13 protein-coding genes and 1 riboswitch are annotated in these 15,161 nt (G+C 48.1%); of the genes, 11 read left to right on the top strand and 2 right to left on the bottom strand.

The window, feature by feature from the left end; all coding sequences use genetic code 11:
- The 5 genes from AC5V8P_RS02605 to AC5V8P_RS02585 all read left to right on the top strand — a co-directional run.
- A partial coding sequence (locus tag AC5V8P_RS02605; RefSeq protein WP_495473549.1) for a UbiD family decarboxylase domain-containing protein occupies nt 1-604 on the top strand: 604 nt, incomplete at its 5' end.
- 41 nt (nt 605-645) lie between these two features.
- Nucleotides 646-870: a non-oxidative hydroxyarylic acid decarboxylases subunit D gene (locus AC5V8P_RS02600; protein WP_013308425.1), complete on the top strand. Its 225-nt coding sequence runs from the start codon at nt 646-648 to the stop codon at nt 868-870.
- Nucleotides 871-942: 72 nt separating this feature from the next.
- Nucleotides 943-1,404, top strand: a complete 462-nt coding sequence (locus AC5V8P_RS02595; protein WP_064796882.1) for a pyridoxamine 5'-phosphate oxidase family protein — start codon at nt 943-945, stop codon at nt 1,402-1,404.
- Between the two features lie 164 nt (nt 1,405-1,568).
- Nucleotides 1,569-2,729, top strand: coding sequence for a serine hydrolase domain-containing protein (locus tag AC5V8P_RS02590; RefSeq protein WP_063212376.1), 1,161 nt, complete (start codon nt 1,569-1,571; stop codon nt 2,727-2,729).
- 140 nt (nt 2,730-2,869) lie between these two features.
- On the top strand, nt 2,870-5,206 hold the full coding sequence (locus tag AC5V8P_RS02585; protein ID WP_064796883.1) for an Ig-like domain-containing protein: 2,337 nt from the start codon (nt 2,870-2,872) through the stop codon (nt 5,204-5,206).
- 159 nt (nt 5,207-5,365) lie between these two features.
- Here AC5V8P_RS02585 and sdaAA read toward each other — a convergent pair whose 3' ends face one another.
- Both sdaAA and sdaAB read right to left on the bottom strand, forming a co-directional pair.
- Nucleotides 5,366-6,265: an L-serine ammonia-lyase, iron-sulfur-dependent, subunit alpha gene (sdaAA, locus tag AC5V8P_RS02580; protein WP_064796884.1), complete on the bottom strand. Its 900-nt coding sequence runs from the start codon at nt 6,263-6,265 to the stop codon at nt 5,366-5,368.
- Nucleotides 6,255-6,944, bottom strand: a complete 690-nt coding sequence (sdaAB, locus tag AC5V8P_RS02575) for an L-serine ammonia-lyase, iron-sulfur-dependent subunit beta (RefSeq protein ID WP_064796885.1) — start codon at nt 6,942-6,944, stop codon at nt 6,255-6,257. The genes sdaAA and sdaAB overlap by 11 nt, the downstream gene beginning before the upstream one ends.
- 211 nt (nt 6,945-7,155) lie before the next feature.
- A riboswitch (glycine riboswitch) is annotated at nt 7,156-7,270 on the bottom strand.
- A gap of 214 nt (nt 7,271-7,484) precedes the next feature.
- Here sdaAB and AC5V8P_RS02570 point away from each other — a divergent pair.
- From AC5V8P_RS02570 to opp4A, 6 genes are all read left to right on the top strand, one after another.
- Nucleotides 7,485-9,089 carry a DUF6359 domain-containing protein gene (locus AC5V8P_RS02570; RefSeq protein ID WP_064796886.1) on the top strand — a complete coding sequence of 535 codons (1,605 nt, stop codon included), beginning with the start codon at nt 7,485-7,487 and terminating at the stop codon, nt 9,087-9,089.
- A 330-nt stretch (nt 9,090-9,419) separates the two neighbouring features.
- A complete protein-coding gene (locus AC5V8P_RS02565; protein WP_081276809.1) occupies nt 9,420-10,451 on the top strand; it encodes an ABC transporter ATP-binding protein in 1,032 nt (343 codons plus the stop codon).
- Nucleotides 10,429-11,355 carry an ABC transporter ATP-binding protein gene (locus AC5V8P_RS02560; protein WP_064796887.1) on the top strand — a complete coding sequence of 309 codons (927 nt, stop codon included), beginning with the start codon at nt 10,429-10,431 and terminating at the stop codon, nt 11,353-11,355. The genes AC5V8P_RS02565 and AC5V8P_RS02560 overlap by 23 nt, the downstream gene beginning before the upstream one ends.
- Nucleotides 11,356-11,368: 13 nt before the next feature.
- Nucleotides 11,369-12,337 carry an oligopeptide ABC transporter permease gene (gene opp4B, locus AC5V8P_RS02555; protein ID WP_061831945.1) on the top strand — a complete coding sequence of 323 codons (969 nt, stop codon included), beginning with the start codon at nt 11,369-11,371 and terminating at the stop codon, nt 12,335-12,337.
- A 37-nt stretch (nt 12,338-12,374) separates the two neighbouring features.
- Nucleotides 12,375-13,274: an ABC transporter permease gene (locus tag AC5V8P_RS02550; protein ID WP_419866084.1), complete on the top strand. Its 900-nt coding sequence runs from the start codon at nt 12,375-12,377 to the stop codon at nt 13,272-13,274.
- Nucleotides 13,275-13,317: 43 nt separating this feature from the next.
- A complete protein-coding gene (gene opp4A / locus AC5V8P_RS02545) occupies nt 13,318-15,138 on the top strand; it encodes an oligopeptide ABC transporter substrate-binding protein (protein ID WP_064796888.1) in 1,821 nt (606 codons plus the stop codon).
- Nucleotides 15,139-15,161: the final 23 nt, after the last annotated feature.

Here is a 15,161-nt window from a genome sequence, read left to right as displayed (position 1 = left end):
TGAATTCACAGGTCACTATTCCGGCGGTCGCGCGATGCCAGTCATTCAGATTAATCGTGTATATCACCGCAAACAGCCTATCTTTGAGCATCTGTACATCGGGATGCCTTGGACGGAAACGGATTATATGATCGGTGTGAATACAAGTGTGCCGTTGTTTCAGCAGCTTAAGGATGCTTTTCCTAATGAAATCGTAGCTGTTAATGCCATGTATACGCATGGGCTGGTCGCTATTATTTCCACGAAAACCCGGTATGGCGGCTTTGCGAAGGCTGTGGGAATGCGTGCGTTAACGACTCCGCATGGATTGGGGTATTGCAAGCTGGTGATTGTGGTGGATGAGGAGGTCGATCCGTTCAATCTGCCACAGGTCATGTGGGCTTTATCCACCAAACTGCATCCGAAGCATGATGCTGTGATTGTTCCTGGCTTGTCTATTTTACCGCTTGACCCTGGCTCTGATCCGGCAGGTATGACGCACAAAATGATACTGGATGCGACGACACCTGTAGCACCGGATATTAGAGGCCATTACTCGCAGCCACTCGATTCCCCGCTGGGTGTAGCGGAATGGGAGAAAAAGTTAAGCCAAATGCTTCGCTAAATATTTTTAAAAACAAAGAAAGATTAAAGGAGTGCTGACAGATGCATATTTGTCCCCGTTGTGAGTCCAATCGTTCAGAAGTCGTTTCCCATTCGCCGGTTAAAGGTGCCTGGGAGGTTTTGTTGTGCCCTGTATGCCTGTTCACATGGCGAACCTCAGAACCGGATAGCATTACTGATCCAGCAAAGTATAAATCGGCGTTCAAGGTAAACCCCCAAGATATTCCGAATGCTGCTCATGTTCCTCCTATTCCAGAGCGGATATAGGGTCGTTCGTAAGCAGCCGTGAATTATGGTAACTTTGAAGTTATAAGCCAAATGTAAAGGGGATTATACATCATGCAGATACCAAGGATTAGTAAGGATCTGTTCACGCTGCTGGACGGCAAGGTATTGGAGGATAAGCAGCATGAAGCCATGATGCTGCTGACGGTCACAGAGGATCAGTGGCCGCACATAGCGATGATTAGTGTGGGCGAGGTTGTAGCGCTGGACGAGGGGAATTTGCGTCTGGCACTATGGCCGGGTACGACTACGACGGGTAACATGATCCGTACCGGGAAGGCGACACTTGCCGTGTTTACCGGGGGAAAGGCGCATTATGTGCGATTGTCGCTGGAACATCTGCCTGCTTTGCCCGGGGCCAAGCATGTACGTGAGCGATTTGCGGCTCATGTTTTTGCAGCCAGAGAAGATTCAGCTCAATATGCGGATATTTTGACAGGTGTCACGGTTCGTCTCAAGGAACCGGAATCGGTGATCCATCGCTGGAAGGAAACGGTGGCTGAACTGTTAATGTAAAGCCATCTGATTATGATAAATAATCTATGTATTTACCAAGTTTACCGTTAAAATAAATGCGTGGAATAAGCGCTTACAAGGAATCGTGCTGAGTTTGTTGGAACAAGAAATTAGAGCGCGAGGGGAAGCTTGTTTCTTTTGAAGGAAAAATAGGAGGGATGAATATGTCTCGTTTTGACAAGGTAGATCAGCTATTGAAGCATTTCGTAGCAAATGGGCCGGCAGGTTGCGGTTGTGCCATTGCCCAGAATGGCAAAGTGTTGTATGAAGGGTATCATGGATATGCTGATCTGGAAGCCCAAAGACCAATCACTGAGGATACAGTGTATCGCTTGTTTTCCATGACAAAGGTCGTTGTCTGTGCGGCTGCACTTATGCTGTACGAACGTGGGCAATTTTTGTTGAATGAGCCTTTATATGAATATCTTCCCGAATTTCGTAATGCGCATGTATTCAAAACCGCTCCTAACGGATACACCTACGTGGATAAGGCAGAAAAAACCATTTTAATTAAGCATATATTCAATATGAGTATAGGTCTTCCTTACGCTTCCGAGTCTTCAGAAACAGGAAAAGCTATGCAGAAGGCCATTGCAGGAATAAAAGAAAAGCAGGGGAAGTATGACCTGTGCACAGAAATTAAAGCGCTTTCTGGAGTTCCGCTTGCATTTGAACCGGGAACACGATGGTTATATGGATATGGGCACGATCTTGTTGCGGGTCTTATTGAAGTGATTTCGGGTAAATCAGTAGGGCAATTTTTGAAGGATGAAATATTTGATCCACTTGAAATGAACAACACAGGCTACCGCTATCGTGGAGATATTGAATCGCGGATGGCTTCCATGTATCAACGGACAGACACCGGAAAACTTGAGAAAATAGAGGGTTTTTTGGATGAATATCATCAGTCAGATGCTATATATGAAGGTGGAGGCGCAGGTTTATATTCGACAGTCACAGATTACCTTACATTTTCACAAATGATGTCAAATGGCGGCACGGTAAACGGAGTAAAGTTATTGGGGAGAAAAACCATTGATTTAATGCGTACAAATCATTTGGATACAGCCCAGTTATCGGATTTCACCAATTCATACCATACAGGTTATGGTTATGGACTTGGTGTACGCACGTTAATGGATAAAGCGGCTGGGCATGCCAACAGCTCAATTGGGGAATTTGGTTGGTCGGGAATGGCGGGCACCTGGGTTTCTATAGATCCGAGCGAGCAGTTCTCCGTCGTTTATATGCATCAGCTTGATCCCAATATGGAAGAGTACCACCATCTGAGAATTCGTGCAGCAGCTTATAGCTGTCTGTAAATGTTCCGATTCTAGTTAATAAGGACCAAATTTTCTCTAAAGTCTAAACTATTCTTTTCCATATGACGACATAAAACGTAGGTGTAGGGATTTTGCCAAATCCTTAATTTTTAGCTTTGAAAATAGGAGGGAATTAGATTTTGAAGAAAAGATGGTCCGGTTTTCTGGCGTTGGTCATCCTGATTTCAAGTTTTACATCATATGCAGGGTTTGCATCTGCAGCAGAAGCGGTGCTTTCCAAGATTGTCCTTTCGTCTAACGAGGTAACTTTGCAACAGGGGGATACAGCTGCGTTGACGGCAACGGCTGTTTATAGCGATGGGACAACCTCAAATGTAACTGTAAGCACAGATTGGAAAAGTGATAATACATCTATTGCTACGGTGTACAATGGTACAGTTTCAGCCAAAGCTGAAGGGGAAGCTACTGTGATTGCGACCTATAAGGAGAAGGTACAATCCGTTCAGGTACATGTAACGAAAAAGGTTAAGGCGCTGACATCCAGTGTACAAAGCCTGAGCCTGCGTTCAAGCGGTACAGGACAGATTGATCTGACAGCGACCTACAGTGATAATACAACAGCTCAGGTTTCTGGTGATGCGGCCTGGACTTCGGATAATCAGAAGGTAGCGACTGTAGTCAACGGATTAGTTACTGCTCGGGGAGCAGGTTCAGCTAATATTAAGGCTGTATATGGACAACAGAACGTAACGATTGCTGTACAGGTGGAGCAGGTTAAACGGCTGGATGCCAGTACATCAGAGGTTTCTCTTTTGTTAAAGGATACGGAGAAGGTTAAATTAACAGCCACGTTCCCGGATGGATCGACTCAGGATGTTACAGAGTCTGCCGAATGGAGCTCCAGCAATACAGCCGTGGCAGATGTTCTGAAAGGCACTATTACCGGCTATAGCACAGGGAAGGCGACAATTACAGGTAAATATGGCACGATGTCGGCTACGATTGCGGTGGATGTGGATCAGACGAATAAGCTGAAAGCCAGCGAAACTAATATTTTTCTCCGTTTGGATGAATCTAAGAAAATACAGGTATCTGCTGTGTACCCGGATGGAACGGTAACAGATATCACAGATAAAGCTACTTGGACATCAAGCGATGAAAAAATTGCAACAGTGAATAAAGGAACGATTATGGCCATTGGAGCGGGTTCGGCTACGGTGAACGCTAAGTATGGAGATAAGTCCGTTTCCATTAAAGCAGATGTCGAAACCTCTAGATTTCTGGATTTAAGCGAGGACAAGCTGAGCTTGAATGCTAAGGAATCCAAAAAGCTCAAGCTGACCGCAACCTATGTAACAGGGACGGAAGAAGATATCACAAGTAAAGCAGAGTGGAAGTCCAGTAATGAAGATGTTGCTTTTGTCAGCGGGGGAGAAGTCACAGGTTATAAAACAGGTGAGGCAACGATCACAGCTTCTTATGGCGGCAAAACAGCCACAGCTACCGTATCCGTAAACGTACCTGGTGATCTATCTTTGTCCTCTAAAGCGGCAACAATAGATATTAATGAGGATTATACTGCGACTCTGACGGCTACTTATGCGGACGGGCGTAAGGAAGATGTTACAAAGGATGCAGAATGGACTTCAAGTGCGGAAGATATTGCTTCTGTGTCCAAGGGAACGATTACGGGTAAAGCGACTGGTAAAGCAGTGATTACAGCGACCTACAATGGCAAAAAACTGACGATTAACGTGCAAGTAGGCCTTGTAGACCGTCTGGAAACCGATTCGCGTGTCATTGTGCTCGGTGCTCAGGAAACAAAGCAACTGAAAGTAACTGGCGTTAAGAGTGGCGGTACAAAAACAGATGTAACCAAGGATGCCACCTGGTCTACTAGCAACGTCAAGGTCGTTGAAGTTAGCGAAGGTTTGATTAAAGCGAATGCCAACGGTAAGGCAACGGTCACGGCTTCCTATGGCAAGCAAACCATTACGTTTACGGTAGAAGTAGACGTAGCGCAAAAGATTGAAGCGGATGCCATTGCGTTATCCCTCAAATCCGGAGACCAAAAAACCATTTCCATTGTGGTTAAATCCAGTGATGGTAAAGAAAAGGATGTTACGACCCAAGCGGAATGGAAAACCTCCAATTATAGGGTCGCCACTGTCAAAAAGGGTCAGGTTACCGCAGTTAGTTATGGTAAAGCTAACATTCAGGCGAAGTTCGGCGGGAAAGTGATCAGCGTGCCTGTAGATGTTGATACGCTTAAATATTTGCAAACGGACGAAGTCGCTTTGACCTTGAAGGCAGGGCAGCTGGCTAAGGTTACAGCTACAGCGACGTATAAGGATGAGTCGGAGAAGGATGTCTCCAAGCCGGCCGTCTGGTCCTCGTCCAGAATTATTGTTGCGACCGTCAAAGACGGTAACATTAAGGCACAGGGCAAGGGCAAAGCTGTAATTACCGTAAAATATGCAGGTAAAATGACGAAGGTACAGGTAACTGTCCAGTAATCTGTAATCGATTGAAAAGAAAAGGAGCAAGCATGTCGTCCCTAGACGTATGCTTGCTCCTTTATTTTTAAGGGCGAATTCTCTTTCCCTTGGAGAATGTAGGGGAGAAATATTCGTCTTGTTTTATAGAGGAAAAGTAGTTGGTTTAAGGCTTAGAAACTACGACTTATCTTTCTTGGCCAGTGTGTTGCGTGTAAGGGATTCGGTCAAACGCTTGCCAGTCGGTGTCTGGGCCAAGCCGCCTTTGGCGGTCTCGCGGTGCTTCGACGGCATCGCGCTGCCGACTTCAAGCATTACGTCAATGACTTCGTCAGACGGAATGGCGCTGCGCACTCCCGCCAAAGCCATATCCGCTGCGGCAAGTGCAGTCACGGCGCCCAGCCCGTTGCGCACGATGCACGGAATCTCGACGAGCCCGGCAACGGGGTCGCAAATCAGACCGAGCGTGTTCTTGAGCGCTAGGCCTACAGCGTGGACGGCCTGTTCAGGCGTGCCGCCGCGCAGCTCGACCATTGCACCGGCGGCCATCCCAATGGCTGATCCAATCTCAGCCTGACAGCCTCCCTCCGCGCCGGAAATGAAAGAATTGTTGGCGATGACGTAGCCAATAGCTCCGGCTGCGAACAAGCCGTACACCATATGCTCGTCATCCCAGCCGAACCGCTCCTGTGCACTAATGAACACGCCAGGGATGACGCCGCAAGAGCCAGCAGTGGGTGTGGCGACAATGCGTCCCATGGACGCATTCACCTCAGACACGGAGAGTGCATAAGCCATAGCGAGCGCGGAGGCGTCGCCGGAGCAGGTCTCCCCTGTCCGCAGATACTCGGCCAGACGCTTGCCGTCCCCGCCCGTCAATCCGCTGCGGGATACGGTATCTTGCGTCTGACCACGATGAACGGCTTCCTTCATGACTTCATAATAATCAGACATTTGGCGGAAGATTTCTTCTTCCGTTGTATTCGTCTCTTGTATTTGTTCTTGAATCATTAGGCGGCCAATCGTGGTGGATTCCTCAGCGCATATCGCGCTGATTTCATGCAGATGGCTAAACCGCATCGGATTCAGCTCCTTTTTTCAGATTAATCATTTTAATTTCATACATATGAGGTATAGAACGCAGTTTGGCAATCAGTTCAGCCGTAGGAGGACTGTCCGTTTCAATGGCGGTAAGTGCTTCACCATCCCGGCCTTTGCGATCCACATGCATATAAGCAATGTTAATGTCAGCAGCGCCTAGCGCTGAAGTCACCGCACCCAAAGTACCGGGCTTATCCGAGTGGAGAAGCACCAACGTAGGCAGTTCTCCGGTCAGGTTAACTCGGAATTCGTTGAGCTGCTGGACATGGATACTGCCGCCTCCGATGGAGGAGCCGAGCAGGGTGCGCTGATCCTCGCCTTTCCATAGCTCGAAACGGACGGTGTTTGGATGGGGCGCAGGGAGTCCGCTAACGGCAAATTCTACGGCCATTCCAGCCTGCTCCGCCCATTGCTCGGCATCGGGAATCCGATGATCGTCCGTATCGTAATTGAGCAGGCCTGCGATGAGTGCCAGGTCGGTACCGTGTCCTTTGTACGTGTCGGCGAAGGAGCCGTACAGTGTCATGCGGGCGCGGTCAGGCTGCGCCCCGAGCCAGTGCCGGGCAACGCGTGCAAGCCGCACCGCACCGGCGGTATGTGAGCTGGAGGGTCCGGTCATGGCCGGACCGATAATGGAAAATACATCTTTGAAACGCATGGTGTGGCCCCCTGTATGTTCTACTACCATAGTATATTGTATTTTCGCGTCTTTGCGCGGATATGACGGTTCCTGATGCTGACGTACGATGTGAGCACAAAAAAGGACAGGATAAGGAAATTTCCCTTATCTCTGTCCTCGTTACCTGAGAGTTTCGTGCGGTGTCCATACCGCCTTACCCCTTGGGTGGCTTGCGCTCTCTCCAGAGTTGCGTCAGATGACGATACATGGACCTGAGAGATTATCCGCCAGCCGGGCGCTGGCAGTTTGCTCCTTCGGTGCCGCCAGCGTGTAAGCCTCTGGACAGACTCTCCCGTCATCTTCATTCGCGTATACCGTTCTACATATCTCCCTTAGCGTAATGTATGCCGCGCTCGCTGTCAATCGCAGGGTTCGATTTTTACATAAACAGGTGTGTTTCCAATAAAAAAGATTAAAATTTACATAATTATGGATCAAACCAGGAAGGAATTAGAAGATTGATAGCTAATCTGATAGAGGACAAGTACATTTATGGAATTATAGGAGGGATATTGACGTATGGTAAAAGGCTTGCGGTTCACAGGTTCACGCTTGAAAGGAATGCTGCATCTGGCGGCGATCGTATCGCTGCTGATCGGCATCTTCGTTCCATTCGGTCAGGTCAAAGCAGAGGGAGCACTGACAGTAGCTGAAGCCCTTCAGCGTCAAGGCAGTGGAGGTACGGTGACGGTGGAAGGTTACATTGTTGGACATGCTACCGGATCGAAAACGGCTAATTTTTCTTCCCCGTTTGCGAATGATTTTAACGTACTGATTGCCGACCAGGCGAATGAACGTAGCACGTCCAACCTACTGGATGTGCAGCTGTCATCAGCGTACAGAGGACAATTTGGGCTAACAGGCCATCCTGAGCTGATCGGCATTAAAATTCGTGTGACAGGTACGCTTGGCACCTATAATAATTTTGGCGGAATAAAAAGTCCGAGCGCTGTGGAACTGGTGAATGGAAGCGAGCCGGGGGAACCTGGTAATCCAGGCGAGCCTAATCCTGGAAACCCGGGTCAGCCCGGTACGACATTGCCGGACGGCAAAGGTAAAAAAGTGCTGTTCGATAATACGCATGCACAGACGGCTGGGGCAGCAGATTGGGTCATTGACGGCGCCTTCTCTGATTTTGCTGATGGATTGCGTAATGTAGGCTTTACTGTGGACCAATTGAACCGCTATATTCCTTTTACTTTTGGGGAACAAGCCATAACCTATGACAAGCTGCGCCAATATGATGTGTTCATCATCGGTGAAGCGAATGTTCCATTTAAAGCTTCCGAGCAGGCGGCTTTGCTACAATACGTGAATAACGGGGGAAGTGTCTTCTTCATCTCCGACCACTATAATGCGGACCGCAACAAAAACCGTTGGGATGCCTCCGAGGTTATGAATGGCTACCGTCGTGGAGCCTATACTAATCCGGCAAAAGGCATGACTGCAGAAGAAGCAGCATCACCGGCGATGCAAGGATTGACTAGCTCTGATTGGCTGGCAACCAACTTTGGCGTTCGTTTCCGCTATAATGCGCTTGGCGACGTGAATGCTACGGACATTGTAGCTGCAGATCAATCTTTTGGCATTACCAAGGGTGTACGTTCAATTGCCATGCATGCGGGTTCTACGCTGGCTATTATTGATCCTACCAAAGCGAAAGGAATTGCCTATATCCCGACAGGTACGAAAAAATGGGGCAATGCTGTAGATCAGGGTGTCTATAACGGCGGGGGCCGTGCGGAAGGGCCATTTGCGGCAATCTCCAAGGTCGGTCAAGGCAAGGCAGCATTTATCGGTGATTCTTCTCCTGTAGAAGACGCTACACCGAAATATGTGCGCGAGGAAAACGGACAGTCGAAGAAGACGTATGATGGTTTCAAGGAAGTGGACGATGCCACCTTCCTGGTACAAACGGTCCAATGGCTTGCATGGAAGCAGGATTACACCAAATTATCCGATGTGGCAGGCTTAACGCTGGATCAGCCCACGAAGCTTCTACCGTTTGAGGAGCCAGCGGCTTCCACGGAACCGCAACCTGAGCCTTGGTCTGCTCCAGCAGCAGGCTACAAATGGTATGATCCAAAAACGTTCAAATCGGGCTCCTATGGAGCGGCTTCGTAACAAATGTAAAAAAATCAGAGTGAGTTGTTGTGTGCTAGTGAGCTGTTTGGTCCTCTATAGGGGATCAAACAGCTTTTTTTGTGATAAAAATTAACCTGTGGTTGGTTATTTAGTTACATTTTGTGCCAGGAAGGTCGCGCTGCTGCTGGATCATTGATTTTTTAAATGATGTTGATAGCATAATCTTAATTGATATATCCATATACTGGTGATAGGATGTATTCAAATTATTCCGACAAAAAAGGTATGTAATGTTTGTGGGAGGTTTTAACATCAAACATGGTGAGAATTAGCGGGACAAGACCATGGAGAATGGAGGAAGCGCACGCATTGAATATCGAACCTGTGTTGGAGATCAAAGGGTTATCCGTATCTTTTCGCATTAACGATCAATATCACCCCGCTGTCGACCATCTGGATCTGACGGTCAACCCCAATGAAGTGCTGGCTGTGGTCGGAGAATCCGGTTGTGGCAAAAGCGCGCTGGCGCTTTCAATCCCACAACTGCATGACATGGAGCGGACACGTGTCGAAGGAGAGGTTCTTTTTAAAGGCACGGATCTGATCCGTCTCTCCTCAGCGCAAATGAATAAAATCCGCGGAGCGGGCATTGGCATGATCTTTCAGGACCCGCTAACAGCACTGAACCCGTTAATGAGCATTGGTAAGCAGATCGAGGAAAACCTCGATTATCATACGTCCCTATCGACGAAGCAAAAAAGGGAGCGTGTACTGGAGCTACTGGAAAGCGTAGATATACCCAATCCTGTGCGCGTGTATGAACAGTATCCGCATGAACTTTCAGGAGGGATGCGCCAGCGTGTGATGATCGCGATTGCCATAGCTTGCCGTCCCTCTCTTATTATTGCAGATGAGCCGACGACTGCGCTCGATGTAACCATTCAATCGCAAATTCTTGACTTGCTCAAACAGCTTCAACAGGAGACCGGAAGCGGAATTATTCTGATTACGCACGATCTTGGCGTTGTGGCCGAAGTAGCTGACCGTGTGGTGGTCATGTATGCCGGAGAAATCGTCGAAAGCGCTGATGTTTTTGAATTATTCCGGCATCCACTGCACCCGTATACGCGTTCCTTGCTGGCCTCCATGCCGGGATCGCATACCAAGGGAGAAACGCTGCATGTCATCGGTGGCATGGTTCCCTCATTGCAAGATATTCCCCGTAATAGCTGTCGTTTTGCTCCGCGTATTCCCTGGATTCAGCAGGGAATGCATGAAGACCATCCTCAATTAAATGAAATTTCCCCCGGCCATTGGGTTCGCTGTACATGTTACCAGCATTTTCATTTTGAAGACGAGACAAAGGGAGAGGCTGCTCATGGCACTACTGGAGCTAAATAATTTGAAGGTTTATTATCCGGTGCGCGGTGGTTTTTTCCAGCGCATTGTTGACCAGGTAAAAGCAGTGGATGGTGTGTCGATCAGCATAGAGGCAGGCCAAACCTACGGACTGGTAGGAGAATCCGGCTGCGGAAAAACGACGACAGGAAGGACAATTATCGGCTTGAATAAGCTGACGAGTGGACAGATTCTTTTTAAGGGCAAGGATCTTGCGGCTTTGAGTCGTAATAACCGGCATCCGCTGCGTAGAGACATTCAGATGATTTTTCAGGACCCCTATTCTTCGCTGAACCCACGTAAGCGTGTATTGGATGTCATTGCTGAACCGCTGCGAAACTTTGAACGACTGAGTAATGAGGAAGAGCGGAGAAAAGTTCAGACGCTGCTGGAAAAGGTGGGCTTGAACGCTGACGCAGCCTACAAATATCCGCATGAATTTTCCGGGGGTCAGCGGCAACGGATCGGGATTGCGCGTGCGCTGACTTTAAATCCAAAGCTGATTATTGCTGATGAGCCCGTATCAGCGCTTGATGTTTCTGTGCAGGCACAGGTGCTTAATTTTATGAAGGATGTGCAGCGGGAGTTCAAATTGACGTATTTATTCATTAGTCACGACCTGGGGATTATCCGCCATATGTGCGACCAAATCGGCATTATGTACCGAGGTCGCTTAGTGGAACAGGGGAGCGAGCAAGATATTTATGAGCGTCCACAGCATTTGTATACCCAGCGGCTTATTGCCACCATTCCCAGTATCGATCCTGCGAAGCGGCTGGAAAATGCTCGAAGAAGGCAGATGCTTTTATCCTCTTACAAGTCAGAGCTCCCCAAACATCTAGATGCAAGCGGAAAGCCGTTTGCCCTGAAATCCGTAAGTCCATCCCATCAAGTCGCGCTACCATAGGGAGGTACAGAATATGTGGAAATTTACACTGCGCCGGCTACTGGTTATGATCCCTCAACTTTTTGCACTAAGTGTGCTCATATTTTTCCTAGCCAAAGCTATGCCGGGGGATGCCCTGACAGGGCTCATCACTTCAACACCCAATCTGAATCCGGCTGCACTGGAAGAACAGCGTCAAAAATTGGGGCTCAATGACCCGGTGTGGGTGCAATATGGGAACTGGCTTGTCCAGCTTGCTCATGGGGATCTGGGCAAATCTTATGTACATAAAATTAGCGTTACCGATTTGATTGGCAGTCGTTTGGGAAACACGTTTTTTCTGGGCGTAGTGATTCTGGTTCTGACGTATCTGATCGCCATTCCGCTGGGAGTGCTTAGCGGTCGGTATCAGCATAGTCTGCTGGATAAAACCGTGGTGGGATATACCTATCTCAGCTTTGCAACACCCCTATTTATACTCGCGTTGTTGCTGCTGTACGTGTTTGGATTCAGGCTAGGCTGGTTTCCAACCAGCGGCAGTGTGGATGTAGGTGTGGAGCCGGGGACATGGTCATATTACGTGAATAAGTCGTATCATCTCATTCTACCGGCGGTTACGGGCGCATTGCTCAGTACGACGGCGACGATCCAGTATTTGCGCAATGAGGTCATTGACACACGTTTGAAGGATTTTGTAAAAACAGCACGTTCCAAGGGGGTACCCGAAGGAAAGATCTATTCCCGTCATATTTTCAAAAACTCTTTATTGCCTATTGCTGCTTTCTTGGGCTATGACCTGACGGGTGTGATTGCGGGCAACATTTTCCTAGAATCTATTTTTGGTTATCCGGGGCTAGGTCAGTTGTTTCTACAGTCCATCACCCAACGGGACTTTTCAGTCGTGAATGCATTGGTCATGATCTCCGGTTTCTTGGCACTCTTAGGAACCCTTTTATCGGATGTCATCCTAAGCAAGGTCGATCCCCGCATTCGAATTGAATAGCGAACAAGTCTAGAAAAAAGGAGGGATTATGGTGTCTATGCAGGTGGAGGAAGTCTTCTCGCCGGAAATCATTCGTAAATCACCATCTAGCTGGTCTGTACTGCGTCGTGAGCTGGTACGTGACAAAATGGCCTTGATTTCCATTGGATTTGTGGCTTTGTTCTTGATTTTTATATATGCCTCTGTCCTGTTTGTCAATCAGGATGTAGTCACGACGGTCGATCTGGGCGCGATCCGCGAAGCTCCCGGCTCAGTGCATTGGTTGGGTACGGACCGAGCGGGCAGGGATATCTTCGGCCAACTGGTCATTGGGGCCCGCAATTCATTTACCATCGGCTTTACGATTACTTTATTATCGGCCGCCATCGGCTTAACGCTGGGCTTACTAGCCGGGTTTTATGGAGGACTGGTTGATAACATTATCATGCGGATCATTGATTTTATCCTGGTGCTTCCGTTTTTGATGCTGGTCATTGTATTTGTCAGTATTGTGCCCAAAAGCGGCATAGGGTCTTTTATTTTTATTATGACCGCCTTTTTATGGATTGGAAAAGCGCGCCTGATCCGGGCCAAGGTACTGTCAGAGCGGGAATTGGACTACGTCCAGGCTTCCAAAACCCTGGGCACACCCAATTGGAAGATCATATGGTTTGGTGTGCTGCCCAATCTCAGTTCAGTTGTGATTGTGAATCTAACGCTTAATCTTGCTGGAAATATCGGGATTGAAACCGGGCTTTCCTATCTCGGCTTTGGCTTGCCGGAATCTACTCCAAGCTTGGGGACGCTGGTGAGTTATGCGAATGATCCGGATGTATTGCAGAATAGCTGGTGGATGTGGCTGCCTGCCTCATTGCTGATATTGGTGCTAATGCTGGCGATCAATTTTATCGGTCAGGCGCTCAAACGTGCCACGGACGCCAGACAACGATTGGGTTAACCGAAGTTCAAGGAATAAGGACAACAACAAGGAGGGGTTTACAATGGTTAAACACTGGAAAAAAGGAATTCTGCCTGTTCTGTCTGCTATTTTGGCGCTTTCTTTGGCTGCATGCAGCGGCTCGCCTTCCGCTTCGAATGGTGCAAAATCGTCTGACGGTACAGGTGGAACAGGGACCGACAGCAAGCAGGTGAATACGACGGCGCTGGCAAAGGCGGTCAAGAACGATAAAACCCCCATTAAGGGCGGCATCATCAATTATGCGCTTGTATCCGATACCCCTTTTGAAGGGATTCTGAATCCTGTATTTTATGATGGAAATCCGGATTTTGAGGTCTTCCAGTTTTTCTACCCTTCCCTGTTTTCGATTGATTCCAATCTGAATATTGATGATAAAGGAGCGGCGACGATTTCCTTTTCCGCAGACAATAAGGCAGTGACTGTCAAAATTGATCCCAAATTGAACTGGACGGACGGTAATCCCGTAACGGCAGAGGACTATGCCTTTTCCTATGAAGTGATCGGTCACAAAGACTATGAAGGTCCACGTTATGATAGTTTTATGACCAACATTGTAGGTATGGAAGATTATCATGCAGGTAAAGCCAAAACGATTTCAGGCATCGAGGTGCTGAATGAGAAAGAGGTTACGATTCATTTCAAGGAACCTAATCCTTCCGTAAAGTCGGGACTTTGGTCCACACCACTGGAGAAGAAGGTGTTTCAAAATATTCCCGTAAAGGATATGGCCGGATCTGATCCTGTCCGTAAACATCCGATTGGCTATGGACCGTTCAAAATTAAATCTATGGTCACAGGTGAATCTGTGGAATTCGTTAAAAATGAAGATTATTTCCACGGTGCTCCCAAGTTGGATGGCCTTCATCTGAAGGTGGTGAATCCGAATGTCATTACCGAGGCGTTAAAAAGCGGAGAAATCGACTGGGCCAGCTATCCAACCACCCGTTACAATGAGGCCAGTAATCCGAAAAATGTACAGTTTCTCGGTCAGGAGGAATTATCTTATAGCTATGTAGGCTTTAAGCTGGGCAAATTTGATCAGGCCAAGAATCTAAATATTATGGACCCGAACGCCAAGCTGGCGAACAAGTCATTACGTCAGGCCCTTGGCTATGCGCTGAATAATGAGCAGGTTGGCAAGCAGCTCTATCATGGGCTTCGGACTCCTGCGACATCCCTGATCCCGCCCGCCTTCAAGGGATACCATGATGTGAATGCGAAGGGCATTGCGTATGATCCAGACAAGGCGAAAAAGCTGCTGGACGAGGCAGGATATGTGGATACCAATGGAGATGGATACCGTGAAGACCCTAAGGGCAAGGAACTGGTGCTCCATTATGCAGCAATGAGCGGGGATGCGACGGCCGAATCGCTGGCTAAGTTTTATTTGCAAAATTGGAAGGATGTCGGGCTTCATGTCGAACTGGTGGACGGTCGTCTACTGGAGTTCAATTCCTTCTATGACCGTGTGCAGAAGGATGACCCGGGCATTGATATTTTTGGCGGCGCATGGAGTACAGGTACAGATGTAAACCCTAGTGGGCTGTATGGACGCGGAGCCAGCTTTAACTACTCGCGCTTTACCAGTGAAGAGAATGATAAGCTGTTGCAGGAAGGGGTGTCTGTGAAAGCCTTTGACGACAATTACCGTAAGGATATATACAATCAGTGGCAGGCGTATATGAGCGAGGAGGCTCCTATTGTACCCACATTATTCCGTTACTCGCTGGAGGCAGTGAATCATCGGGTAGCCAATTACGATATTACCCGTGGTAAGGAGTACGATGCAGACGCGTTTGCGAATATTTCGTTGACTTCGGAAAAAGCAGAAGTAGATCAATAATCTAAAAAAGCGCCTTAACTTGA

It is taken from the genome of Paenibacillus sp. N119s, from assembly GCF_059447605.1.
This window is presented reverse-complemented; position numbering and strand designations above follow the sequence as displayed.